This window comes from Kluyvera georgiana ATCC 51603 (assembly GCF_001654985.1).
GTDB classification, from domain to species: domain Bacteria; phylum Pseudomonadota; class Gammaproteobacteria; order Enterobacterales; family Enterobacteriaceae; genus Kluyvera; species Kluyvera georgiana.
The window spans coordinates 34,906-60,791 of sequence record NZ_LXEU01000014.1 but is presented as its reverse complement, the minus strand read 5'-3'; the positions used below and the strand labels follow the sequence as shown (position 1 = coordinate 60,791).

21 protein-coding genes are annotated in these 25,886 nt (G+C 54.8%); 11 read left to right on the top strand and 10 right to left on the bottom strand.

The features are described 5' to 3' along the window. Window positions 1-129: 129 nt before the first annotated feature. Together arcB and mnmL are read right to left on the bottom strand one after the other, a co-directional pair. Window positions 130-2,469 (bottom strand): aerobic respiration two-component sensor histidine kinase ArcB, encoded by a 2,340-nt coding sequence (gene arcB, locus M989_RS03020; RefSeq protein WP_064541828.1) that lies wholly within the window; start codon window positions 2,467-2,469, stop codon window positions 130-132. Between the two features lie 188 nt (window positions 2,470-2,657). Continuing rightward, window positions 2,658-3,581 carry a tRNA modification radical SAM protein MnmL/YtqA gene (gene mnmL / locus M989_RS03015; protein WP_157093507.1) on the bottom strand — a complete coding sequence of 308 codons (924 nt, stop codon included), beginning with the start codon at window positions 3,579-3,581 and terminating at the stop codon, window positions 2,658-2,660. A 683-nt stretch (window positions 3,582-4,264) separates the two neighbouring features. Between mnmL and gltB the strand changes: the two genes are divergently transcribed. The 5 genes from gltB to M989_RS02990 all read left to right on the top strand — a co-directional run bounded on the left by gltB (window position 4,265) and on the right by M989_RS02990 (window position 14,103). After that, the gene (gltB, locus tag M989_RS03010) at window positions 4,265-8,725 is read left to right on the top strand and encodes a glutamate synthase large subunit (protein WP_064541825.1); all 4,461 of its coding nucleotides are present in this window, start codon (window positions 4,265-4,267) and stop codon (window positions 8,723-8,725) included. Window positions 8,726-8,734: 9 nt separating this feature from the next. Further along, window positions 8,735-10,153 carry a glutamate synthase subunit GltD gene (gene gltD, locus M989_RS03005; RefSeq protein WP_064541823.1) on the top strand — a complete coding sequence of 473 codons (1,419 nt, stop codon included), beginning with the start codon at window positions 8,735-8,737 and terminating at the stop codon, window positions 10,151-10,153. A 209-nt stretch (window positions 10,154-10,362) separates the two neighbouring features. Then, complete coding sequence (locus M989_RS03000) at window positions 10,363-11,445, top strand: PDDEXK nuclease domain-containing protein (RefSeq protein ID WP_064541820.1); 1,083 nt, start codon at window positions 10,363-10,365, stop codon at window positions 11,443-11,445. Between the two features lie 137 nt (window positions 11,446-11,582). Then, window positions 11,583-12,833, top strand: a complete 1,251-nt coding sequence (gene codB, locus M989_RS02995; RefSeq protein ID WP_064541817.1) for a cytosine permease — start codon at window positions 11,583-11,585, stop codon at window positions 12,831-12,833. Next, entirely contained in the window at window positions 12,823-14,103 is a 1,281-nt protein-coding gene (locus M989_RS02990; RefSeq protein WP_064541814.1) for a cytosine deaminase, read from the top strand. Before codB ends, M989_RS02990 begins: the two co-directional genes overlap by 11 nt. 33 nt (window positions 14,104-14,136) lie before the next feature. Here the strand turns inward: M989_RS02990 and sspB are convergent, their stop codons facing one another. From sspB to zapE, 5 genes are all read right to left on the bottom strand, one after another. Beyond that, on the bottom strand, window positions 14,137-14,637 hold the full coding sequence (gene sspB / locus M989_RS02985) for a ClpXP protease specificity-enhancing factor (RefSeq protein WP_064541811.1): 501 nt from the start codon (window positions 14,635-14,637) through the stop codon (window positions 14,137-14,139). Window positions 14,638-14,641: 4 nt separating this feature from the next. After that, entirely contained in the window at window positions 14,642-15,280 is a 639-nt protein-coding gene (sspA, locus tag M989_RS02980) for a stringent starvation protein SspA (RefSeq protein WP_064541808.1), read from the bottom strand. A 298-nt stretch (window positions 15,281-15,578) separates the two neighbouring features. Further along, complete coding sequence (gene rpsI, locus M989_RS02975; RefSeq protein ID WP_000829815.1) at window positions 15,579-15,971, bottom strand: 30S ribosomal protein S9; 393 nt, start codon at window positions 15,969-15,971, stop codon at window positions 15,579-15,581. A gap of 15 nt (window positions 15,972-15,986) precedes the next feature. Further along, a complete protein-coding gene (gene rplM / locus M989_RS02970) occupies window positions 15,987-16,415 on the bottom strand; it encodes a 50S ribosomal protein L13 (RefSeq protein WP_064541805.1) in 429 nt (142 codons plus the stop codon). Window positions 16,416-16,705: 290 nt separating this feature from the next. After that, window positions 16,706-17,830, bottom strand: a complete 1,125-nt coding sequence (gene zapE / locus M989_RS02965) for a cell division protein ZapE (protein WP_064541803.1) — start codon at window positions 17,828-17,830, stop codon at window positions 16,706-16,708. Between the two features lie 198 nt (window positions 17,831-18,028). Here zapE and zapG point away from each other — a divergent pair, with 198 nt between their 5' ends. From zapG to degS, 3 genes are all read left to right on the top strand, one after another. Further along, complete coding sequence (zapG, locus tag M989_RS02960; protein ID WP_064541800.1) at window positions 18,029-18,427, top strand: Z-ring associated protein ZapG; 399 nt, start codon at window positions 18,029-18,031, stop codon at window positions 18,425-18,427. Between the two features lie 138 nt (window positions 18,428-18,565). Then, entirely contained in the window at window positions 18,566-19,942 is a 1,377-nt protein-coding gene (gene degQ / locus M989_RS02955) for a serine endoprotease DegQ (RefSeq protein WP_064541797.1), read from the top strand. A gap of 90 nt (window positions 19,943-20,032) precedes the next feature. Next, complete coding sequence (gene degS, locus M989_RS02950) at window positions 20,033-21,100, top strand: outer membrane-stress sensor serine endopeptidase DegS (RefSeq protein ID WP_064541790.1); 1,068 nt, start codon at window positions 20,033-20,035, stop codon at window positions 21,098-21,100. A 57-nt stretch (window positions 21,101-21,157) separates the two neighbouring features. Here degS and mdh read toward each other — a convergent pair whose 3' ends face one another. Next, entirely contained in the window at window positions 21,158-22,096 is a 939-nt protein-coding gene (mdh, locus tag M989_RS02945; RefSeq protein ID WP_064541787.1) for a malate dehydrogenase, read from the bottom strand. 444 nt (window positions 22,097-22,540) lie between these two features. Here mdh and argR point away from each other — a divergent pair, with 444 nt between their 5' ends. The 3 genes from argR to yhcN-B all read left to right on the top strand — a co-directional run bounded on the left by argR (window position 22,541) and on the right by yhcN-B (window position 24,036). Next, window positions 22,541-23,011 carry a transcriptional regulator ArgR gene (argR, locus tag M989_RS02940; protein ID WP_035891195.1) on the top strand — a complete coding sequence of 157 codons (471 nt, stop codon included), beginning with the start codon at window positions 22,541-22,543 and terminating at the stop codon, window positions 23,009-23,011. Between the two features lie 375 nt (window positions 23,012-23,386). Beyond that, window positions 23,387-23,650, top strand: coding sequence for a peroxide/acid stress response protein YhcN (gene yhcN / locus M989_RS02935; RefSeq protein WP_064541784.1), 264 nt, complete (start codon window positions 23,387-23,389; stop codon window positions 23,648-23,650). Between the two features lie 119 nt (window positions 23,651-23,769). Continuing rightward, complete coding sequence (yhcN-B, locus tag M989_RS02930; RefSeq protein WP_064541780.1) at window positions 23,770-24,036, top strand: DUF1471 family stress response protein YhcN-B; 267 nt, start codon at window positions 23,770-23,772, stop codon at window positions 24,034-24,036. 52 nt (window positions 24,037-24,088) lie between these two features. Here yhcN-B and M989_RS02925 read toward each other — a convergent pair whose 3' ends face one another. After that, on the bottom strand, window positions 24,089-24,364 hold the full coding sequence (locus tag M989_RS02925; protein WP_064541777.1) for a barstar family protein: 276 nt from the start codon (window positions 24,362-24,364) through the stop codon (window positions 24,089-24,091). A 26-nt stretch (window positions 24,365-24,390) separates the two neighbouring features. Then, window positions 24,391-25,845: an NAD-dependent succinate-semialdehyde dehydrogenase gene (locus M989_RS02920; RefSeq protein ID WP_064541774.1), complete on the bottom strand. Its 1,455-nt coding sequence runs from the start codon at window positions 25,843-25,845 to the stop codon at window positions 24,391-24,393. Between the last annotated feature and the right edge of the window lie 41 nt (window positions 25,846-25,886).

Sequence of the window (25,886 nt, the reverse complement as noted above, 5' to 3'; positions counted from 1 at the left end):
TGCTATCTTATTGAGCGTGCAATCGTATTTCAGGTTGTGTCAAAAAAACCAAAATTATGTCAATCATCTGACGCAACCACCAGTTCCCTGGTGTTGGCGCAGTGTTCGCGCACCCCGGTCAAGCCGGGGTCATTTTTTTCCTGCGCTGGCAACCCACGCTTTCAGCACCGCAACGTCGTGCTGCCATTCGGACTTCATCTCTTCAACCCATTCACCCACGTTATCCCACCACGCCGGTAGATCCGGTGATTGAATCTGCTGCCCCAGCTGTTGGAGATGACGTAGCCCGACAGAGCCAGCGGCGCCTTTGATTTTATGGCCTTCTTCAACAATCCCTTTCTGGTCGCGGGCGGTGAGATTCGATTCCAGTACCGCCAGGTAGCCCGGCATCATCTTCTCAAATACGGCCAGACCATCGGTAATCAGCTTCGGCCCAACCAGTTCGATGTACTGCTCCAGCATCGCAATATCGAGCAACTGCTGCGATTTGTCGTTATCACTCTGGCTCACGGTACTCTCCTCTTCGTCTGCAGTGGTATCCCAGAACTTCTTGATCATCGCCGTCAACGCCGGTACCGAGAGCGGTTTACTCAGCACGTCGTCCATGCCGGCGTCCAGATACTCTTTTTTGTCCTTCAGAACGTTCGCCGTCAGCGCCACCAGCGGCGGCAGATCGTCGGCATGGTATTTGCCCGTTAGCTCACGAGCGATGTCCAGACCGGTCATATCCGGCAGCTGAATATCCAGCAGCACCAGGTCATACTCGCCAGGGGTAAACATCTCCAGCGCGGCCTTACCGGTCATGGCGACGTCGACGCTGTTACCCAGTTTTTCCAGCACCGAGCGCGCGACGATCACGTTCAACTCGATATCTTCCACCAGCAGCACGTGCAGCGCTGGCAACGGCATATCATCTTCATCAAACGCATCTTCCACTTCCTCAGCCACAGCCGGAGCATGGGCCGTCAGGATAAAGGTCGAACCGTGTCCTGGTTGACTGGAAACCTCAATATCGCCGCCCATACTTTTCGCCAGACGCTTCGACACCGCAAGACCAATCCCGGTACCGGTGGCGGGCTTGCCGCCATGGCTGTCTTTCACCTGATAATACATGGCGAAGATTTTGTCCTGCTCTTCCTGAGGGATGCCGATACCAGAGTCTTCCACCTCAAAGTGCAGCATATCGCCAGCATCGTAGCGCACGCGCACGACCACGCTCCCCTCCTGAGTGAACTTAACGGCGTTACTGATCAGGTTCCACAGAATCTGCCGCAGGCGGGTACCGTCGGTAATGACTTTATGCGGCAAAGGTAACGTCGGCTCCATTACGAAACGCAACCCTTTTTGCTGTGCCTGCAAGCCAGACAGGTTTTCAAGATCGGCGAGGAAACCGGTGAAGTCGACCTCCTGGTTATCCAGCTGAACTTTACGGCGCTCCATCTTATCCATGTCGATAATATCATTGAAGATATTGCCCAGAGTCACCGCCGAAACGTGGATCGTTTTCAGGTACTTTTCCTGCTCAGCGGTCAGGTTAGTGTCGAGCAGAATACGGCTCAAACCGACGATACCATTGAGCGGCGTGCGCAGCTCGTGGCTGATGGTCGAGATAAAGGTAGTTTTGTCACGGCTGGCGCGCTCCAGCGCATCCTGATAGCGCTTGCGTTCGGTAATATCGCGACCAAAGCCCATCAGGCCATGGCGTTTACCCACGCGATCGTAGTAAGGCACTTTACGGATTTCGAAGCACGCTTTACGCCCATCCGGATAATCGAGCCACTGCTCGTAGGTCAGCGAGACGTTGTGACGGAAAACTTTCTCATCGGTTTCAATAACCTTTGCCGCCGCTTCGGGGGTGTAGACATCTTCCGGATGCAGGTGAATCAGCTGCTTTTCACTTTTGCCAGTCAGCAGCTCCATCGCCCGGTTACAGCCGGAAAACTCTTTATCTTCATTACGATAGAAAACCAGATCCGGCGAGGCATCGAGGAAAGAACGCAGGAAGGAGGACTGCTGCTCAAGGCGAATCTGCGTTTCCTCACGCTCCTGCACCTCAACGCGCAGCTGCTCCAGCGTCGCCAGGCGCTCGGCCTCGGCTTTTTCGCGATCGTTAATTTCCTGATTAAGCTGTGAAATGTTGTCTTTAAGCTGAACGTTTAGCTTGAGGTCACGCTCGCGCATCTCTTCCAACTTTTCTACCAGCCGGGACAGGCGCTGGCGCGACTCCTCAAGCTGTTCGACCACCACTGACAGAAAATAAACCGCCCAGGGGGTGATCAGCAGACCGAAGAAGATCGAGCGAATCACGTCGATACTCTCCACCTGGCCGTGTAGCACCATGGTGACCGCCATCTGCACCACAATCGCCAGCACCACCAGCGCTAACGCCAGCAGCAGGGAGAACCGTACCAGACCCAGCTTCATCATCAGGTCGACGTAATACTGCGCCAGCATACGAATTTGCTTCATGAGGAGTTCCTTAACGACAACGTCGTTCAATAATACCCAATTCTGGGCGCGGCGCGGTAGGTTGTGCGAAAAATGCGAGGATTATATCGAGGAGTGAAACAGATCGTAGGCCGGATAAGGCAACGCCGCCATCCGGCAATGTACGCGGGGCTGCCTGTTAGCGCCTCGCTTATCAGGCCAACGGAGCGCTATGGCTGTACCCACGGCGTTCCCAACGCCGAGCCCTGCACTCCGTGTTCGTTGAGGTATTTATCCAGTTCAACCATCCCGGTCCAGCGATTTTCACACCATAGCGGCGCCAGCAGCGTCGGGCGTCGGGCGCTGGCAGAGATGCGGTGGTAAATCACCTCCGGCGGCGTATGACGGATCATCTCACCGGCGGTCACCGTGTAATCATCCAATTCGATACCGTTCAGACGACCGGCCTCCCAGGCCTTCGCCATAATGCTACCCGTCACAATATGCAGTGGATGTAGCTTAATACCGTCCACGCCGGTTTCTACAACCCGCTCAAGCGTCTCCAGACACTCGCTCTGCCCTTCCCCCGGCAGGCCGACAATCAGGTGGCTGCACACCTTCAACCCGCGCTCGCGCGCCAGCCGCGTGGTATTTTGATAACAGGCAAAGTCGTGGCCGCGGTTAATTCGGTGCAGCGTTTTATCGTGCGCGGTTTGCAGCCCCAGTTCCAGCCACACTTCATAACCCTGATCTTTATACTCACTCAGCAAATCAAGCACCGCCTCCGGCACGCAGTCCGGGCGCGTGCCGACGCACAGGCCGACGATATTTGCCTGACTTACCGCCTGCTGGTACATCGAGCGCAGCACCTGAACTTCGGCAAAGGTGCTGGTATAGGCCTGGAAATAGGCCAGATAGCGTTTTGCACGGTTGACCAGATTTGCCTGGTGCGCCAGCTGGTCGGCAATCGACTTATGCTGCTGTGCTTCGTCGGCAAACGAGGCGACATTACAGAACGTGCAGCCGCCGCGGCCGATCGTTCCGTCGCGATTTGGGCAGCTGAATCCACCATGCAGCGTCAGTTTATGGACCTTTTCGCCGTAACGACGCGCAAGATCCCCACCAAACATATTGACTAATTTTTGTAACTGCATAATCTGATAGACCGGCCTGAAGAAAGGGGCCAAGCCTGCCATTTTTAGTCTCGATCGGCGATGACCTGGATCAATCGCCATGTAGACCTTTTACTCCATTGCATAACAAATCAAAATTACTGCAATTTCATTCAAAACAAGAGTGATTATTTTTGCTTATGTTCACCGTGTTATTTGCAATAATCTAGCGTCCGTTGAAAAACAGAGGGATCCTATACCCTCACACTCCGTACCAGCATTAAATACTGCCATTTACAATTAAAACAGTATATTCATATTAAAACCGCGCTTTCATATAGTGAGACAGATCACACTCACAAAGGCACTTACTCCTGGCCTCCAGTCGCCAAAATTGTTATATTTTCATTTATTTTCAATTAGTTAATTACCCTATAGCACATTTCTGTATAAATAAGATTGCCATTTGACCTATGTAAGGATTCCCGATAAGTTGGGAATCCGCTGGAAGCTTTCTGGATGGGCAGTCTGCCCATCATATTTATGCAGTAATTGAGATTCCCTCTTAAGCAAGTCCTCAAACTTGTGTGACCTACGCGAAAAGGATAAAAGAGGGCGAATGCGAGGTAGGCAAAGAATGCCATACCCCGTCGCCATGCTCTTGCTGTGCCTTGCGCGCAATCGATTAAGGGGGCGTCCCGTAGAGCCTGGGGAGGTTCACTGATATGTTGTACGATAAATCCCTTGAGAGGGATAACTGTGGTTTCGGCCTGATCGCCCACATAGAAGGCGAACCTAGCCACAAGGTAGTGCGTACCGCGATACACGCACTGGCCCGTATGCAGCACCGCGGCGCGATTCTCGCCGACGGAAAAACCGGCGACGGTTGTGGCCTGCTGTTGCAAAAACCTGACCGTTTCTTCCGCATCGTTGCAGAAGAACGCGGCTGGCGCTTAGCCAAAAACTATGCCGTTGGGATGCTGTTCCTGAATAAAGATCCTGAACTGGCTGCGGCCGCCCGCCATGTTGTAGAAGAAGAACTGCAGCGTGAAACCCTGTCTATTGTTGGCTGGCGCGATGTGCCCACCAACGAAGGCGTGCTCGGTGAAATCGCCCTCTCCTCTCTGCCTCGTATTGAGCAAATTTTCGTTAACGCCCCTGCGGGCTGGCGTCCGCGTGATATGGAACGCCGTCTGTTCATCGCCCGCCGCCGTATCGAAAAACGCCTTCAGGAAGACAAAGACTTCTACGTGTGTAGTTTGTCGAACCTGGTGAATATCTATAAAGGTCTGTGTATGCCGGCGGATCTGCCGCGCTTCTACCTGGACCTCGCGGACCTGCGTCTGGAATCGGCCATCTGCCTGTTCCACCAGCGCTTCTCCACCAACACCGTGCCGCGCTGGCCGCTGGCACAGCCGTTCCGCTATCTGGCGCACAATGGCGAAATCAACACCATCACCGGTAACCGCCAGTGGGCGCGCGCGCGTACCTATAAGTTCCAGACGCCGCTGATTCCGGATCTGCACGACGCCGCGCCGTTCGTGAACGAAACCGGCTCCGACTCCAGCTCCATGGATAACATGCTTGAGCTGCTGCTGGCGGGCGGGATGGACATCATCCGCGCCATGCGTCTGCTGGTCCCACCGGCCTGGCAGAACAACCCGGATATGGACCCGGACCTGCGTTCGTTCTTCGACTTTAACTCCATGCACATGGAGCCGTGGGACGGCCCGGCAGGGATCGTCATGTCTGACGGTCGCTATGCCGCCTGTAACCTCGACCGTAACGGCCTGCGCCCGGCGCGCTACGTGATCACCAAAGACAAACTCATCACCTGCGCCTCTGAAGTTGGGATCTGGGACTACCAGCCTGACGAAGTGGTGGAAAAAGGCCGCGTAGGCCCAGGCGAGCTGATGGTTATCGACACCCGCAGCGGACGCATTCTGCACTCTGCCGAAACCGATAACGATCTGAAAAGCCGCCATCCGTACAAAGAGTGGATGGAGAAAAACGTTCGCCGTCTGGTGCCGTTTGAAGATTTGGCCGACGATCGGGTGGGCAGCCGTGAGCTGGACGACGATACGCTTGCCAGCTACCAGAAACAGTTTAACTACAGCGCCGAAGAGCTGGACTCGGTGATCCGCGTACTGGGCGAAAACGGCCAGGAAGCCGTCGGCTCAATGGGTGACGATACCCCGTTTGCCGTGCTCTCCAGCCAGCCGCGTATTATTTACGACTACTTCCGTCAGCAGTTCGCGCAGGTAACCAACCCGCCAATCGACCCGCTGCGTGAAGCGCATGTGATGTCGCTGGCAACCAGCATCGGTCGTGAGATGAACGTCTTCTGCGAAGCGGAAGGCCAGGCGCACCGCCTGAGCTTCAAATCACCGATTCTGCTGTACTCCGATTTCAATCAGCTCACGACGATGAAAGAGGAGCACTACCGCGCCGATACGCTGGATATCACGTTTGATGTGACGGAAACCAGCCTCGAAGCCACGGTAAAAGCGTTGTGCGACAAAGCCGAAGAGATGGTACGCGGCGGCACCGTGCTGCTGGTGCTGTCCGACCGCAATATCGCCAAAAATCGCCTTCCGGTACCGGCACCGATGGCGGTGGGCGCTATTCAGGCTCGCCTGGTCGATAAGAGCCTGCGCTGCGATGCCAACATCATTGTTGAAACCGCCAGCGCCCGCGACCCACATCACTTTGCCGTACTGTTGGGCTTCGGCGCGACGGCAATTTACCCGTACCTGGCCTATGAAACCCTCGGTCGCCTGATCGATACCCATGCTATCGAGAAAGACTACCGCACGGTGATGCTGAACTACCGTAACGGCATCAACAAAGGTCTGTATAAGATCATGTCCAAAATGGGCATTTCGACCGTCGCCTCCTATCGCTGTTCTAAGCTGTTTGAAGCGGTGGGTCTGCACGACGACGTAGTCGAAAACTGCTTCCAGGGCGTGGTCAGCCGCATCGGCGGCGCGTCGTTCGACGACTTCCAGCAGGATCTGCTGAATCTGTCGAAGCGTGCCTGGCTGGCGCGTAAACCGCTGGAACAGGGCGGCCTGCTGAAATATGTCCACGGCGGCGAATACCACGCCTACAACCCGGACGTGGTGCGCACCCTGCAACAGGCGGTACAGAGCGGCGAATACAGCGATTACAAAGCCTATGCAGAGCTGGTCAACAACCGCCCTGCGGCGACGCTGCGCGATCTGCTGGCCATCACGCCAAACGGCGAGACCGTCAACCTGGCCGACGTTGAGCCAGCGAGCGACCTGTTCAAGCGTTTCGATACCGCAGCGATGTCGATTGGCGCACTGAGCCCGGAAGCGCACGAAGCGCTAGCCGAAGCGATGAACAGCATCGGCGGCAACTCTAACTCCGGCGAAGGCGGCGAAGATCCGGCACGCTACGGCACCAACAAAGTGTCGCGCATCAAGCAGGTGGCTTCCGGTCGCTTTGGCGTAACGCCTGCGTATCTGGTCAACGCCGACGTGATTCAGATTAAAGTTGCCCAGGGCGCGAAACCGGGTGAAGGCGGTCAGTTGCCGGGTGATAAAGTCACCCCGTACATCGCCAAGCTGCGTTATTCCGTACCGGGCGTGACGCTGATTTCTCCGCCGCCGCATCACGATATTTACTCTATCGAGGATCTGGCTCAGCTGATTTTCGACCTCAAACAGGTCAACCCGAAAGCGATGATCTCCGTGAAGCTGGTTTCCGAACCGGGCGTCGGCACCATCGCTACCGGCGTGGCAAAAGCCTATGCGGACCTCATCACCATCGCCGGCTACGACGGCGGCACGGGCGCAAGCCCGCTGTCTTCCGTGAAATATGCCGGCTGTCCGTGGGAACTGGGTCTGGTCGAAACGCAGCAGGCGCTGGTCGCGAATGGCCTGCGTCACAAGATTCGTCTGCAGGTGGATGGCGGCCTGAAAACCGGCGTCGACATCATTAAAGCGGCGATTCTCGGCGCGGAAAGCTTCGGCTTCGGTACAGGGCCAATGGTCGCGCTGGGCTGTAAATACCTGCGTATTTGTCACCTGAACAACTGCGCAACCGGTGTGGCAACTCAGGATGAGAAACTGCGTAAGAACCACTATCACGGCCTGCCGTTCAAAGTGACCAACTACTTTGAATTCATCGCCCGTGAAGTCCGCGAGCTGATGGCTGAACTGGGCGTCACCCGCCTCGTTGACCTGATTGGCCGCACCGACCTGCTCAAAGAGCTGGATGGCTTCACCGCCAAGCAGCAAAAGCTGGAGCTGTCTCGTCTGCTGGAAACCGCTGAGCCACACCCGGGCAAAGCGTTGTACTGCACCGAGAACAACCCGCCGTTTGATAACGGCGTGCTGAACGCGCAGCTGCTGCAGCAGGCAAAACCGTTTGTCGATGAACGCCAGAGCAAAACCTTCTGGTTTGATATCCGCAACACCGATCGTTCCGTTGGCGCATCGCTGTCTGGCTACATTGCCCAAACGCACGGCGACCAGGGGCTGGCGGCGGATCCGATTAAAGCGCACTTCAACGGTACCGCAGGCCAGAGCTTCGGCGTGTGGAACGCCGGCGGCGTTGAGCTGTACCTGACCGGCGATGCCAACGACTACGTCGGTAAAGGCATGGCGGGCGGTCTGCTGGCGATTCGTCCTCCGGTGGGTTCGTCCTTCCGCAGCCATAAAGCAAGCATTATCGGTAACACCTGCCTGTACGGCGCGACCGGTGGTCGTCTGTATGCCGCAGGCCGCGCGGGTGAACGTTTCGGCGTGCGTAACTCCGGAGCGATTACCGTGGTGGAAGGCATCGGCGATAACGGCTGTGAATACATGACCGGCGGCATCGTCTGCGTGCTGGGCAAAACGGGCGTGAACTTCGGTGCCGGTATGACGGGCGGCTTCGCCTATGTACTGGATGAAGACGGTGATTTCCGCAAACGCGTGAACCCGGAACTGGTAGAAGTACTGGACGTCGACTCGCTGGCGATTCACGAAGAACATCTGCGTGGATTGATCACCGAACACGTACAGCTGACCGGCTCCTCCCGCGGTGAAGAGATTCTGGCGCACTGGCCGTCTTATTCCGCGAAGTTTGCCCTGGTTAAGCCGAAGTCCAGCGATGTGAAAGCGCTGTTGGGTCACCGTAGTCGTAGCGCAGCCGAGCTGCGCGTGCAGGCGCAGTAAGAGGTCATCATGAGTCAGAACGTTTATCAATTTATCGACCTGCAGCGCGTTGATCCGCCGAAGAAACCGCTGAAGATCCGCAAGATCGAGTTTATCGAGATCTACGAGCCGTTTTCCGAAGGCCAGGCCAAAGCACAGGCAGACCGCTGCCTGTCCTGTGGTAACCCGTACTGCGAGTGGAAATGTCCGGTACATAACTACATCCCGAACTGGCTGAAGCTGGCCAACGAGGGGCGTATTTTTGAAGCGGCAGAGCTTTCACACCAGACCAACACCCTGCCGGAAGTTTGTGGCCGTGTGTGCCCACAGGATCGCCTGTGCGAAGGCTCCTGCACGCTGAACGATGAGTTTGGCGCCGTGACCATCGGCAACATTGAACGCTATATCAACGATAAAGCGTTCGAGATGGGCTGGCGTCCGGACCTGACCGGCGTGAAGCAAACCGGCAAGAAAGTCGCCATCATCGGCGCGGGCCCGGCGGGCCTGGCGTGCGCAGATGTGCTGACCCGTAACGGCGTGAAGGCGGTGGTGTTCGACCGTCACCCGGAAATTGGCGGCCTGCTGACCTTCGGTATCCCGGCCTTCAAGCTAGAGAAAGAAGTCATGACCCGCCGCCGTGAGATCTTCACCGGTATGGGTATTGAGTTCAAACTCAACGTGGAAGTGGGCCGTGACGTACAGCTCGACGACCTGCTGAAAGATTACGACGCCGTGTTCCTCGGCGTGGGCACCTATCAGTCAATGCGCGGTGGGCTGGAGAACGAAGACGCTTCCGGCGTATTCGACGCCCTGCCGTTCCTGATCGCCAACACCAAGCAGATCATGGGCTTTGGCGAAACGACTGAAGAGCCGTACGTCAGCATGGAAGGCAAACGCGTGGTGGTACTGGGCGGTGGCGACACCGCAATGGACTGCGTGCGTACCTCCATTCGTCAGGGCGCAACGCATGTTACCTGTGCTTACCGTCGTGATGAAGAGAACATGCCTGGCTCCAAACGCGAAGTGAAAAACGCGCGCGAAGAAGGCGTGGAATTCCAGTTCAACGTGCAGCCGCTGGGCGTAGAAGTGAATGCCAACGGCAAAGTCTGCGGCGTGAAAATGGCGCGTACCGAGATGGGCCAGCCGGATGCCAAAGGCCGCCGTCGCGCGGAAATCGTCGCCGGTTCCGAGCACGTGGTTCCTGCCGACGCGGTGGTGATGGCGTTCGGTTTCCGTCCACACAGTATGGAATGGCTGGCGAAGCACAGCGTCGAGCTGGACTCTCAGGGCCGCATCATTGCCCCGGAAGGTAGCGACAACGCCTTCCAGACCAGCAACCCGAAAATCTTTGCCGGTGGCGACATCGTGCGCGGTTCGGATCTGGTGGTCACCGCGATCGCCGAAGGCCGTAAAGCGGCTGACGGGATCATGAACTACCTGGAAGTGTAATTCCTGCTGGCTCCCCTGCCCCAGCTTCACGCTGATGGATGGGGAGCCAATATTTTTCTGCTAAATACATACGAATTCATTCTTCGAAAGCCGCTCGCAAATTCAGCTACAACGCAATGTAATACACCTCTCCTGGATTGACCGGGCTATGCCCGAAGCGTATTGGTAGCGATATCTTTTTATTTCGCAACTCTCGCGCCAGGGATGACATGACTACGCCTACACCACCACAACACGCTGACGATTATCAGCAAATCCATGACGGTATTATTCGCTTAGTAGATACAGCCCACACTGAGACTGTCCGTAGCATTAACGCTTTAATGACGGCAACCTACTGGGAAATCGGCAGGAAAATTGTCGAGTTTGAACAGGGCGGCGAAGCACGGGCGGCTTATGCTATTCAGCTTATTGAGCGGTTATCCGCAGATTTAAGCCTGCGCTATAAGCGTGGATTCTCCACCGCAAATCTACGCCAAATGCGCATGTTTTATCTTTATTTTCAAGATATTGAAATTCAGCAGACAGTGTCTGGTGAATCTTCAAATCTCATTTACCTCGCCAGAGTTTTTCCACTTCCCTGGTCAGCTTACGTGCGTTTACTCTCGGTAAAAAATCCCGATGCCCGCACTTTTTACGAGAAAGAGACACTACGTAACGGCTGGTCCGTACGGCAGCTCGATCGGCAAATCGCCACTCAATTTTACGAACGAACGCTGTTGTCACACGACAAATCCGCCATGTTGCAGCAGCCTGCACCCGCCGAACCCAACGTTTTGCCAGAGCAAGCCATACGCGACCCGTTCATTCTGGAGTTTCTTAACCTGAAGGACGCCTATTCAGAGTCGGATCTCGAAGATGCCCTGCTCAGCCACCTGATGGACTTTATGCTGGAACTCGGTGACGATTTTGCTTTTGTTGGCCGCCAACGCCGATTACGCATAGACGATAGCTGGTTCCGCGTCGATCTGCTGTTCTTCCATCGCCGCTTGCGCTGCCTGTTGCTCGTTGACCTGAAGGTAGGCAAATTCGGTTATGCGGATGCCGGGCAGATGAATATGTACCTGAACTATGCCAAAGAGCACTGGACAATGCCGGGAGAAAACCCGCCCGTCGGGCTGATTTTGTGCGCGGGAAAAGGCGCGGGAGAGGCGCATTACACGCTGACTGGCCTGCCGAATACCATCATGGCGAGCGAGTACAAAGTACAGTTGCCTGACGAACAACTACTTGCAGACGAACTCATTCGTTCACAAGCCATGCTGGAACCTCAACCCACTGACGTGGATTGACTGTCAACAGAGAGAAACCGACCAAATCATCAACCCCATGAATAATAACCAACAAAAAATCACGCGGAAACGTTTGCTTTATTCTGAGAACTGTATATTATGCGGCGGATTTTTTGGGCAAAATTCATGGAGGCGTTGTGTCGCAGGACAACAATTATAGCCAGGGGCCCGTCCCTCTGGCAGCGCGGAAAGGCGTAGTTCCACTCACGTTTGTGATGTTAGGGTTAACGTTTTTTTCCGCCAGTATGTGGACCGGAGGAACACTCGGTACCGGTCTTTCCTATCATGATTTCTTCCTTGCAGTTTTCTTCGGTAACCTCCTTCTCGGTATCTACACCGCATTTCTTGGTTTCATCGGCGCAAAAACCGGACTCTCTACCCACCTTCTTGCTCGTTACTCCTTTGGCGTAAAAGGCTCATGGCTTCCCTCCATGCTGCTCGGCGGCACGCAGGTCGGTTGGTTTGGCGTCGGCGTGGCCATGTTTGCCATCCCGGTTGGCAAGGCAACAGGCATTGACGTCAATATCCTGATTGCGGTTTCCGGGCTGTTGATGACCCTGACCATCTTCTTCGGCATCTCGGCACTGACTATTCTCTCGATTATCGCCGTGCCTGCGATTGTCATTCTGGGCAGCTACTCGGTCTGGCTGGCGGTGAGCGACGTTGGTGGTTTAGATCACTTAAAAACGATTGTGCCGCAGACGCCGCTCAATTTCTCCACCGCGCTTGCGCTGGTTGTCGGCTCGTTTGTCAGCGCCGGTACCTTAACCGCCGACTTCGTTCGCTTTGGCCGCAACGCCAAAGGGGCGGTGCTGATTGCGATGGTGGCGTTTTTCCTCGGCAACTCATTGATGTTTATCTTCGGGGCTGCGGGCGCTGCCGCTGTTGGGCAAGCGGATATTTCTGACGTGATGATAGCCCAGGGCCTGCTGTTGCCGGCGATTGTGGTACTCGGCCTGAACATCTGGACCACCAATGACAATGCGCTGTACGCATCAGGTTTGGGCTTCGCCAACATTACCGGTCTTTCCAGCCGAACGCTGTCGGTGGCGAACGGTATTATTGGCACGCTGTGTGCACTGTGGCTTTACAATAACTTTGTCGGCTGGCTGACCTTCCTGTCGGCGGCAATTCCCCCCATTGGTGGCGTGATCATCGCCGACTATCTGTTGAACCACCGCAAATATGCCGACTTCAACAACGCGCAATTTATTACCGTGAACTGGGTAGCCATTCTGTCCGTTGCACTGGGCATTGCCGCGGGTCACTATATTCCCGGAATTGTTCCGGTCAATGCCGTCCTCGGCGGCGTATTCAGCTATATCCTGCTGAACCCACTCTTTAATCGTAACCTTGCTAAATCCTCGGAGGTTAGCCATGCAGAATAATAATATTACCCTTCGTCAGGCCCGCTTGCAGGGGCGCGAAGGATTGTGGCAAATCACCATTGAAAACGGACGCTTTAGCCGTTTTGAGCCTCAGGAAACGGCGTCGGCGCCACAGGGCAATGTGCTGGATGTTGAAGGCGGTCTGGCAATCCCTCCGTTTGTTGAACCGCACATCCATCTGGACACCACGCAAACCGCTGGCGAACCAAACTGGAACCAGTCAGGCACGCTGTTTGAAGGCATTGAACGCTGGGCCGAACGCAAGGCGATGCTCACTCACGAAGATGTAAAAGCGCGGGCCATGCAAACCCTGAAGTGGCAGATGGCCAACGGTATCCAGTACGTTCGTACTCACGTTGACGTCTCCGACCCCACGTTGACGGCGCTGAAAGCCATGCTGGAAGTGAAGCAAGAAGTCGCGCCGTGGGTAGAACTGCAAATCGTCGCGTTCCCGCAAGAAGGCATTCTTTCTTATCCCAACGGTGAGGCGCTGTTGGAAGAAGCAGTCCGTTTGGGCGCCGACGTCATTGGCGCCATTCCCCACTTTGAATTTACCCGTGAATATGGCGTTGAATCGCTGCATAAAATTTTCGCCCTGGCGCAAAAATACGACAGACTCATCGACGTACACTGCGATGAAATTGACGACGAGCAATCACGCTTTGTTGAAACCGTCGCGGCGCTGGCGCACCGTGATGCGATGGGGGCTCGCGTGACTGCCAGCCACACGACGGCAATGCACTCCTATAACGGCGCGTACGCTTCCCGCCTTTTCCGCCTGTTAAAGATGTCCGGCATTAACTTTGTCGCGAATCCGCTGGTGAATATTCACCTGCAAGGGCGTTTTGACACCTATCCGAAGCGTCGCGGCGTCACGCGCGTCAAAGAGATGTTGGAGGCGGATATCAACGTCTGCTTCGGTCATGATGACGTCTTCGATCCGTGGTATCCACTGGGTACCGCGAATATGCTGCAGGTGCTGCATATGGGATTACACGTGTGCCAGCTGATGGGATACGGGCAGATTAATGATGGGCTGAACCTGATAACGACCCACAGCGCGAAAACGCTGCATCTGCAGGATTATGGTCTTGAGGTCGGTAACAGCGCTAACCTGGTGGTTCTCCCTGCGGAAAACGGTTTTGATGCCGTACGTCGCCAGACGCCGGCTCGCTACTCTATCCGCCATGGGCGGGTGATTGCCGAAACGGTGCCGAGCCAGACGACGCTTCACCTCGACACGCCAGAGAAAGTGACGTTTAAACGATAGCCATAACAAAACAGGCCCCTACGGGCCTGTTTTCTATTTCACAACGCGAAGCGCCGGACGCCCGCCGCGAGGCGGTGGTGGCGTATCGTCGGGCTCGTCTCCGTCGTCGCTATCCGGCTTGTTGCCATCAATCACCGACATCACGGTCTCGCTTGCGCCGTTTTCCACGTCTTCGTCGTCGTTGAAGCCTTCGACATTTTCATCGTACGCGGCTTCTGGCTCAAACATGGTTCCGGCACCGTTCTCACGGGCGTAGATCGCCAGCACGGCAGCCAACGGAACGGAAACCTGACGCGGCACGCCGCCAAAGCGCGCATTGAAGCGCACTTCATCGTTGGCCAGTTCAAGATTACCCACCGCACGCGGCGCGATGTTCAACACGATCTGCCCATCACGCGCGTATTCCATCGGCACATTCACGCCCGGCAGCATAACATCTACCACCAGGTGCGGCGTCAGCTGGTTGTCCAGCAGCCACTCATAGAATGCACGCAGCAGATACGGGCGGCGCGGAGAAAGTTGCGAAACTTCCATTCAGTTAACCCCGGCCAAGGCGCATTTCGCGCTCGGCTTCCGTTAAGGAGGCGAGGAAAGAGTCACGTTCGAAGACGCGCGTCATATAGCCTTTCAGCTCTTTCGCGCCTGCACCGCTCAGCTCAATGCCCATTACCGGCAGACGCCACAGCAGCGGCGCCAGGTAGCAGTCGACAATGCTGAATTCATCGCTCAGGAAGAACGGCTTCTGGGTGAAGACCGGCGCGATCGCCAGCAGCTCTTCACGCAGCTGTTTACGCGCGGCGTCAGCCTGCGCGGCAGAACCGGTCATCACGGTGTTCATCAGTGAGTACCAGTCTTTCTCGATACGGTGCATGTACAGGCGGCTTTCACCACGTGCAACCGGGTAAACCGGCATCAGCGGCGGGTGCGGGAAACGCTCATCAAGATATTCCATAATGATGCGTGATTCCCACAGCGTCAGCTCACGATCTACGAGTGTCGGAACGCTTTGATTCGGGTTGAGGTCAATCAGATCCTGCGGTGGATTGTCCTTTTCCACGTGCTCTATCTCAAAGCTGACACCCTTCTCAGCCAGCACGATGCGGACCTGATGGCTATAGATGTCAGTAGGACCAGAAAACAGCGTCATTACCGAACGTTTGTTGGCAGCGACAGCCATGAAAACCTCCAGGTATATTCAGAATTTTTACTGCTACCAGCCACAACGGCGGCTAGCCAGATGACAAGCCTCAGCTACACGCTAAACGACATTCTCGTTCACAAACTAAACAAAAAATGAACAATCGCGCGCATTTGGGCAGAAAATTGGAAGATAGTCTACCAGATTTTGAACGACTTGTGGTGAGGGGATTCCGGAAAAGCGGAAAAAGAGCGCGTCAGTCCCCGTTCAGTGGGCATAAAAAAACCCGCCGAAGCGGGTTTTTTCGCAAATTGTTGTCTGCCGAAGCAGAAAGCAATTAACGTTTGGAGAACTGCGGACGACGACGTGCTTTACGCAGACCGACTTTCTTACGTTCAACCTGACGAGCATCACGGGTAACGAAGCCAGCTTTACGCAGTTCGCCACGCAGGGATTCGTCGTACTCCATCAGAGCGCGGGTGATACCGTGACGGATCGCACCAGCCTGACCAGAGATACCACCACCTTTAACGGTGATGTACAGATCCAGTTTCTCAACCATGTCGACCAGTTCCAGCGGCTGACGAACTACCATGCGGGCAGTTTCACGACCGAAGTACTGTTCCAGAGAACGTTGGTTGATAACGATTTTGCCGTTGCCCGGTTTGATGAAAACGCGAGCTGCGGAACTTTTGCGGCGACCAGTGCCGTAGTATTGATTTTCAGCCATTGCCTATAATCCCGATTAGATGTCAAGAACTTGCGGTTGCTGTGCCGCGTGGTTGTGCTCGTTGCCAGCGTAAACTTTCAGTTTACGGAACATAGCACGACCCAGCGGGCCTTTTGGCAGCATGCCTTTAACCGCGATTTCAATCACACGCTCAGGACGGCGGGCAATCATCTCTTCAAAGGTCGCTTCTTTGATACCACCGATGTGGCCGGTGTGGTGATAGTACACTTTGTCAGTACGCTTGTTGCCGGTTACAGCAACTTTGTCAGCGTTCAGAACGATGATGTAATCACCGGTATCTACGTGCGGAGTGTATTCCGCTTTGTGCTTACCGCGCAGGCGCAGAGCCAGTTCGGAAGCCAGACGGCCCAGAGTTTTACCGGTCGCGTCAACAACATACCAGTCGCGTTTTACGGTTTCTGGTTTAGCTGTAAAAGTTTTCATTAAAAGCTTACCCAAATAAATAAGTTACACGTTGGTGAACACCCAAACGTTTAGTCAGTTGAGGTTCACACGACAAAGTCCGGCAAACCTACCCCTTCGAATAGCCTATGCCGGCGCAGAGAAAGTTTTGGGAAAAAAACTCTCTTGTAACGTGGGGTCGCAAGATTATAGAGAAGTCGGGGTCAAAGGTCGACCCCTTTATGTGATTTGCTACGGGTTTTTCGGGGTTTGAAGATGTGCGGCCTGATGCCCTCACCCCCAGCCCCTCTCCCACGGGGAGAGGGTGGCATTTACGGCATGTGCGGGCGCTTCAGATACTCTTCGCTCTGCATCTCCTGCAAACGCGACAGGCAGCGCTGGAACTCAAATTTCAGTCGTTCGCCCTGATAGATGTTGTACAACTCGACTTCGGCGCTCACCACCAGCTTCACATGGCGCTCGTAGAATTCGTCCACCAGCGCGATAAAGCGACGCGCTTCACTCTCGAGCAATGGCGTCATCACCGGCACGTCAAACAACATCACGGTGTGGAACAGACGCGACAGCGCAATGTAGTCGTGCTGGCTGCGTGCGTCGACGCACAGAGTATTAAAGGAGACCGCCAGCGTCTGGTTTTCTACGCCAAGGGTGGGCAGCGGACGGTGGTTAATCTCCAGCGTGGTCTGGTTCATCTGCGGCGTCCCCGCCAGCGCCAGCCACAGTTTATTCATCTGCTGACGGGTCTCTGCGTTGAGCGGCGAGAGCCACAGGTGCGCCTGCGTCAGCGTACGCAGACGATAGTCGATGCCCGCGTCGACATTCATGATATCGCAGTGCTCTTTAATCGCCTCGATCGCCGGCAGGAAGCGCGCGCGCTGCAGCCCATTGCGATACAGTTCATCCGGCGGGATGTTGGAGGTCGCGACCAGCGTAATACCGCGCGCGAACAGCGCCTTCATCAGGCCGCCGAGGAGCATGGCATCGGTAATATCGGAAACAAAAAATTCATCGAAGCACAGCACGTCGGTCTCGGCTTTAAAGCGTTCGGCCACAATTTCCAACGGGTCCGTATGCCCCTGGAGCGCGCCCAGTTCTTCGTGCACCCGTAACATAAAGCGGTGGAAGTGCAGGCGCTGCTTCCGCTCGCCCGGCAGGCTTTGATAGAACATATCCATTAACCAGGTTTTCCCGCGCCCCACGCCGCCCCACATATAAAGGCCGCGTACGGCGCTCGGCGCGTCAGACTCTTTCTTGCCGAGCAGTTTGCCAAAACGCGCGCGCAGGCCACCGACCGGGGCTGAGACGGGCGTTTTATGCTGGAGTTCCTGGTAAATGGTATCGAGACGGTTTACCGCCTCGCGCTGGACATCGTCAGGTTGATGACTGCCCTCCTCGAGGGCCTGAAGGTAGCGCGATGTGGGGGACTGGCTTTGCATGATCTAATTGTTATTCCTTTGAAAACCGGTATGTCTTACTTCACGATTGACTAAAAAAAGTCCGTTCTACACTACGCGATGATGCGTCAGGATTCCACTTCTACAGGATTAGCGGTTATAGTGGCACTATCGGGCGCTGGCATGGAGTTGCCGAAGCCGCCAATACCCTACGGAACAACAAAACAATGGGAGATGTTCATGACCTGGGAATACGCGCTAATTGGGTTAGTTGTCGGTATCATCATCGGTGCCGTAGCCATGCGTTTTGGTAATCGTAAATTACGCCAGCAGCAGGCGTTGCAGTACGAGCTGGAGAAAAACAAAGCCGAGCTGGAAGAGTACCGCGAAGAGCTGGTCAGCCATTTCGCCCGCAGCGCCGAGCTGCTCGATAACATGGCTGATGACTATCGCCAGATCTACCAGCACATGGCGAAAAGCTCCAGCAACCTGCTGCCGGGCATGTCTGCAGAAGCCAACCCGTTCCGTAACCGTCTGGCCGAGTCAGAAGCCGGTAACGATCAGGCACCGGTACAGATGCCGCGCGACTACTCCGATGGTGCATCCGGCCTGCTGCGTAGCGGCGCAAAACGCGATTAATCTGCATTCCACAAATATTTTACGGGCGCATGACATGCGCCCGTCCTCTTCTGCCTACGCCGTCTATATTTACTTCAATAACATCAGTCTTTTCGGGAAGTCGTGTTCTTGCATCCAGGGTCATGAGGGCCAGCATCAATGAATAAATCAACTTTACTGTTAAGTGCATTGGCGTTAAGCGTTGGGTTATCCCTCGCCGCTCCGGCGCCGGTGTTCGCGTCGCTGCCGACGCAGGTTCCAGGCCAGGGCGCGCTGCCTAGCCTCGCGCCGATGCTGGAGAAAGTGCTGCCTGCGGTGGTGAGCGTTCAGGTTGAAGGCACGGCACCTGTCAATCAGCAGGTGCCGGACGAACTCAAGAAATTCTTTGGTGATGATGGCGGCAACACGGCCAATGAACCCACCCAACAATTTGAAGGTTTGGGCTCAGGCGTCATTATTGATGCCATTAAAGGTTACGTGCTGACCAACAATCACGTCATCAGCGACGCGCAAAAAATCAGCGTTCAGTTGAACGATGGCCGCGAATTTGAAGCGAAGCTTATCGGCAGCGACGACCAGAGTGACATCGCGCTGCTGCAAATCCAGAAAGCCAGCCATCTGACGCAAATCGCCATCGCTGACTCCGACAAACTGCGCGTAGGCGACTTCGCCGTCGCCGTCGGGAACCCGTTCGGCCTGGGGCAGACCGTCACGTCCGGTATCGTCTCGGCGCTGGGCCGTAGCGGCCTCAACCTGGAAGGGCTGGAGAACTTCATTCAGACCGATGCGGCCATCAACCGCGGTAACTCTGGCGGCGCGCTGCTGAACCTGAACGGCGAGCTGATCGGAATTAACACCGCCATTCTGGCGCCCGGTGGCGGCAGCGTCGGTATCGGCTTTGCTATCCCCAGCAACATGGCGCAGACCCTGGCCCAGCAGCTGATTCAATTTGGTGAAATCAAACGCGGCCTGCTCGGCATCCGCGGTATGGAGATGACCGCCGACATCGCCAAAGCGTTTAATCTCGATGTGCAGCGCGGGGCCTTTGTCAGCGAAGTGCTGCCGGGTTCCGGTTCAGCAAAAGCAGGGATTAAGTCCGGCGACGTGATTACCAGCCTGAACGGCAAGCCGCTGAATAGTTTCGCCGAGCTGCGGTCCCGCATCGCCACCACGGAGCCGGGTTCGAAGGTCAAATTGGGCCTGCTGCGCGACGGCAAACCGCTGGAAGTGGAGGTGACGTTGGACAAGAGCACCTCATCAACCGCTAGCGCGCAGCTGATTATCCCAGCGCTGGAAGGCGCATCGCTCAGCGATGGCCAGGCGAAAAGCGGTACCAAAGGGGTGGTCATTTCTGACGTGGAAAAAGGGAGCCCTGCGGCGCAGATTGGTTTGCATAAAGATGATGTGATCGTGGGGATCAACCGCCAGCCGACACAGTCCATCGCCGAACTTCGCAAGGTGCTTGAAGCCAAACCGGCGGTCATTGCGCTCAATGTGATGCGCGGTAATGAAAGTATTTACCTGCTTCTGCGCTAATCCACGAGAAACCGGGCATAGCCTGGAATGTATGTCCGGTTTCTCTCGTGGTATGCTTCGTCCAGTTTCCTCATCAACGATGCCTGTATCATGCTTGTAAAGCTCTTACGTTCAGTTGCACTTGGTTTACTGGTTGGCGGCATACTCATTGTCACCGTCCCTTCTTTGCGTCAGTGGAATCCATTATCCACCGAGCGCTTTAGCAGTACAGATGAAGCGCCCGCCAGCTATAACACTGCGGTGCGTCGCGCTGCCCCTGCGGTGGTGAACGTTTATAACCGCAGTCTGAACAGCAACACCAATAATCAGCTGGAAATCAAAACGCTCGGCTCCGGGGTGATCATGGACGAGCGCGGCTACATTATTACCAACAAACATGTGATCAACGACGCCGATCAGATTATCGTCGCCCTCCAGGATGGTCGCGTGTTTGAAGCCCTGCTGGTCGGCTCCGATAGCCTGACCGATCTGGCGGTCCTTAAAATCAACGCCACCGGCGGCCTGCCGGTCATCCCCATTAACCCGAAGCGCACACCGCACATCGGTGACGTGGTGCTGGCCATCGGCAACCCCTACAACCTCGGGCAGACCATTACTCAGGGGATTATCAGCGCGACCGGTCGTATCGGCCTCAACCCGAGCGGTCGACAGAACTTTCTGCAGACCGATGCCTCCATCAACCACGGTAACTCCGGCGGTGCGCTGGTCAACTCGCTGGGTGAGCTGATGGGCATTAACACCCTCTCTTTCGATAAGAGTAACGACGGTGAAACTCCTGAAGGGCTGAGTTTTGCCATTCCGTTCCAGCTGGCGACCAAAATTATGGATAAGCTGATTCGTGACGGACGCGTGATTCGTGGCTTTATCGGCATCAGCGGGCGTGAAATAGCGCCACTGCACTCACAGGGCAGCGGCATTGAGCAGATTCAGGGTATTGTCGTCAATGAGATAGCTCCGGACGGCCCGGCGGCACAGGCGGGTATTCAGAACAACGACGTGATTATTTCGGTCAACGGCAAACCGGCGATTTCCGCGCTGGAAACCATGGACCAGGTCGCCGAGATTCGTCCGGGATCGGTCATTCCGGTGGTCGTGATGCGTGATGATAAGAAACTGACGATGCAGGTGACGATTCAGGAATATCCGGCGTCGAACTAAACGGCGTGAAAAGCAAAGGGGCCATTGGCCCCTTTGTCACGTCTAAGGCGTCACGCCTTATTTATTAATAAAATCTTCACCCAACTGAATATCTTTTCTCAGCGTATCGAGCATGCCTTCCAGCGCCTGCTGTTCGTAAGCGCTCAGTTTGCCAATCGACTGACGTTCTTCAATCCCGTTTTTACCTAACAGCAGCGGCTGCGAGAAGAAACGGGCGTATTGTCCGTCACCTTCCACATAGGCGCACTCAACCACGCCTTTCTCGCCCTGCAGGGCGCGAACCAGAGACAGGCCGAAACGCGCCGCCGCCTGGCCCATGGAGAGCGTAGCCGAGCCGCCACCCGCTTTCGCTTCCACCACTTCGGTACCCGCGTTCTGGATGCGTTTGGTCAGGTCGTTCACTTCCTGATCGGAGAAGCTCACGCCGGAAATTTGCGATAATAAAGGCAGAATCGTCACCCCGGAGTGGCCGCCGATAACCGGCACTTCCACATCACCAGCGCTTTTACCTTTCAGCTCCGCCACAAAGGTGTTGGAACGGATGATATCCAGCGTAGTAACGCCGAACAGTTTGTTCTTGTCGTATACGCCCGCCTTTTTCAGCACTTCGGCGGCAATGGCCACCGTGGTATTCACCGGGTTGGTGATAATACCAATACAGGCTTTCGGGGCAGTTTTGGCAATTTGCTGCACCAGGTTTTTGACAATCCCGGCATTAACGTTAAACAGATCGGAGCGATCCATACCGGGCTTACGGGCCACACCGGCAGAAATCAGGACAACATCAGCGCCTTCGAGTGCGGGCGTGGCGTCTTCGCCGGAGAAACCTTTGATTTTGACATCAGTCGGAATATGGCTGAGATCGACCGCCACACCAGGCGTGACGGGGGCAATATCATAGAGAGAGAGTTCTGAACCTGAAGGCAGTTGGGTCTTTAGTAGTAGGGCAAGCGCCTGGCCAATACCGCCGGCGGCACCAAGGACTGCGACTTTCATCCTAAACTCCTTATTATGGTTAATGACTTTCAGGTAACAACCTGTCGTGGACCGCATAAACCAACGCAGGAGATACCAGTTGTTACTCCATTGCGGCGACCTTAATTCACAAGGTAAATAATTACAATATAATTGCTTACAGAATGCGGGCCATTCAACAGCATCCGCACTACTCCCAGAAAAAGGCCTTTCTACGAAACCAAATTTTCATCAACTATCGATTACAATATACTCAGCATGTTGCGTAAAACAACAGCAATTTAATAACATTTCATTTACTTTTAACTTATTTGGATCCCGTGATATAGGCATGTTTCTTAGGTCTAATTTTTGCTAAAATCCGCCCTTTCTCTATTTGGCTTAGCCTCTGTAGTAAATTATTTTGCATAAAAATTCACCTATATGCATAATAATGTCAATTTCACCACCATACTCGGGTGACTTATGCGAAGTTCAACTAAACAAGAAGAATTAGTTAAAGCCTTTAAAGCATTACTGAAGGAAGAAAAATTTAGCTCTCAGGGCGAAATTGTTCAGGCCTTGCAGGAAGAAGGTTTCGATAATATTAACCAGTCCAAAGTTTCTCGTATGCTGACCAAGTTTGGCGCCGTGCGTACCCGCAACGCCAAAATGGAAATGGTTTACTGCCTGCCAGCCGAGCTGGGCGTGCCGACCACCACCAGCCCGCTGAAAAATCTGGTACTGGATATTGATTACAACGATGCCGTTGTGGTTATCCATACCAGCCCCGGCGCTGCACAGCTGATTGCCCGCCTGCTGGACTCACTGGGTAAAGCGGAAGGCATCCTCGGCAGTATTGCCGGTGACGACACGATTTTCACCACGCCGGCACGCGGGTTCACCGTTAAAGATCTCTACGAGGCCATCCAGGTTCTGTTTGAGCAGGAGCTGTAATCCCTCTTCCTTTCTCCTCTGGCCCACCAGAGGAGCTGCTTTAACGGCAAATTTCCCTACGTTTCACTCCCGTCTCGTTAACATTAAGTGCGATTTTCTGGTCAAAATCATAGATCCAGTGAATATATCTATTCATAACCGCACAAAATATCAAATTATCATATCTAATTGATTATCATCACAATTAACACTTAACTTTACCGAAATATGTATTTTTTTATACATATATGTTCTAAAAATGACGATTTTTGACACCTAATTACACGCGAAACAATTAGCTGGGTATTAATATTTTAGGTGATTAGTGTATACTTAATTTCGTGATGAGGGTCACAAAACAAAGACCTTCCAAAAGAATTCGACGAGGTGAGTATCATGAAAATCAAAACAACTGTTGCCGCTCTGAGCATCCTTTCCGTTATCTCTTTCGGTGCGTTTGCCGCTGACTCTATCAGCAGCGTTCAAGCACAAAGCCGTCAGTCAATCGGCACCGTTTCCATCGGTTCCGTCGGTTCATCTCCGATGGATATGCACGAAATGCTGAACAAAAAAGCGGAAGAACAAGGTGCATCATCCTATCGCATCATTGAAGCGCGTACCGGCGCTCATTGGCACGCAACGGCTGAACTGTACAAATAAGTTCGCATCAGGCAGCACGTCGGTAGTGTAGAAAAGTTAAATACCCAGCGGTCCCAGGAATCAGAAAGAACATCCTCTCACCGCTGAAGAATGAAGAATATGGTGAGGAGTAAAACATTATGAAAAGCGCAATGATCATCGCATCCCTTGGTCTGGCATCCGTTCTGTCCTTCGGCGCAAGCGCCGCAGTGCAACAGGTTAACGCGGAGCAGGCACAGAATCTGCAATCCGTCGGCACCGTTTCTGTTTCTCAGATCGGTAGCGACCCGATGGATATGCGCAGCGCATTAGCCGCTAAAGCCGAAAAACAAGGCGCCAGCAGCTACCGCATTATTGAAGCCCGTACCGGCGACCATTGGCACGCTACGGCTGAGCTGTACAAATAAACCCTCGTCGTCTTGTCCGACGACTTGCCCTCGCCCTTATGCGAGGGCTTTTTTATGCCCGCTGAACGTTAAAACGCAGCATCCCTTCCAGCTCTTCTTCTGCTTCATCAAACAGCAGAATCAACGCCCCATAGCGACGACGCTGCTTGTCGTTGAGATGGATGAACTCGATCTCCAGCGGTAACGGCATTTGCGGGCCGGTGACCGCATCCCAAAGCGCATCTAAATCGCGAATCGACTCACGATCGAGGGCAAAGAGTTGAGCGAACTCCCGATAAAAATCGCCCTGATCCTCTATCTCATCAAAATCAAAAGTATAGATTTTCATCTCACGCCCTCTCCCATCCTGCAAAACTAAAGTCCCCCAATGTGCAACGTTTTCACCTCAAGGTACTCTTCCAGCCCCAGCACCGAGCCTTCACGCCCCAGCCCGGACTCCTTAACGCCGCCGAACGGCCCCAGCTCAGTCGATACGGCACATTCGTTAATACCGATCATCCCACTCTCTAACGCCTGTGAAACGCGGAACACGCGAGACAGGTTTTGCGTGTAGAAATAGGCGGCCAGGCCGTAGGGCGTATCATTCGCCCGGTGAATAACATCATCCTCATCACGGAAGCGGAAGCACGCCGCCAGCGGGCCAAACGTCTCTTCCTGTGCCAGCAGCATTTGTTCCTGACAGTCGCCCAGCACCGTCGGCTGCCAGAAGTTGCCCCCCAGCTCATGAGGCTGCCCGCCGGCCAGCACCTTCGCCCCTTTTGAGACGGCGTCTTCCACGTGCTCACGCACCTTCTTCACCGCCGCCGCTTCAATCAGCGGGCCAACCACAACGCCATCATCCAGACCGTTACCGACCTTCAACGCTTTCACGACAGCGGCAAGCTGGCTGGTGAAACGATCGTAGACACTATCGTGAATATAAAAACGGTTCACGCTGACGCACACCTGCCCGGCGTTGCGGAATTTATTCGCTACCGCCCCCTGTACCGCCGCGTCGATATCCGCATCCTCAAACACGATATAGGGCGCATTGCCCCCCAGCTCCATCGACACTTTCTTCATCGTTTCCGCTGCGTTACGCACCAGCGTTTTCCCCACTGACGTCGAGCCGGTAAAGGAGATTTTACGCACATCGTGACTCGCCATAATGGCGTCACTGATCTCCTGCGTATTGCCCGCAACGGCATTCAACACGCCATCAGGGATCCCCGCCTTCTTCGCCAGCGCCAGCAGCGCGAAGGCGCAGAGCGGCGTGTTATTGGCAGGCTTAATTACCCCGGTACACCCCGCGGCCAGCGCCGGGCCAAGCTTACGGGTCAGCATCGCCATCGGGAAGTTCCACGGCGTGATAGCTGCCACCACGCCAATCGGTTCACGCGTCGCCAGAATACGCGAGCCGGGTTTAGCCGGGGGAATGATCTCCCCATTTGCCCGCTTACCCTGTTCCGCAAACCACTGGATAAAACTTGCCGCGTAATCCACCTCGCCTTCCGCCTCTTTCAGCGGTTTGCCTTGTTCAATGGTCATCAGACGCGCCAGCCAGCTTTTATTTTCAATTATCAGCTGATACCAGCGATACAGCAGCTCCGAGCGCGCTTTCGCCGTTTTTGCCCGCCACTGTGGGAACGCTTTTGCCGCGGCGGCAATCGCCTGCTCGGTCTCATGCCTCCCGGCCTTCACCACCTTTGCTACCACCTCACCCGTAGCCGGGTTCAGCACGTCAAAGGTGGTATCGAGATGGCGCCATTCGCCATTTACCAGATAGCCTGTTTGAAAAAGGTCATTGTCCTGTAGCGCTTGCGTGGTCATTACACCCTCCTGAAAAGTGTTTCCAGTTAAGTATAGCTATC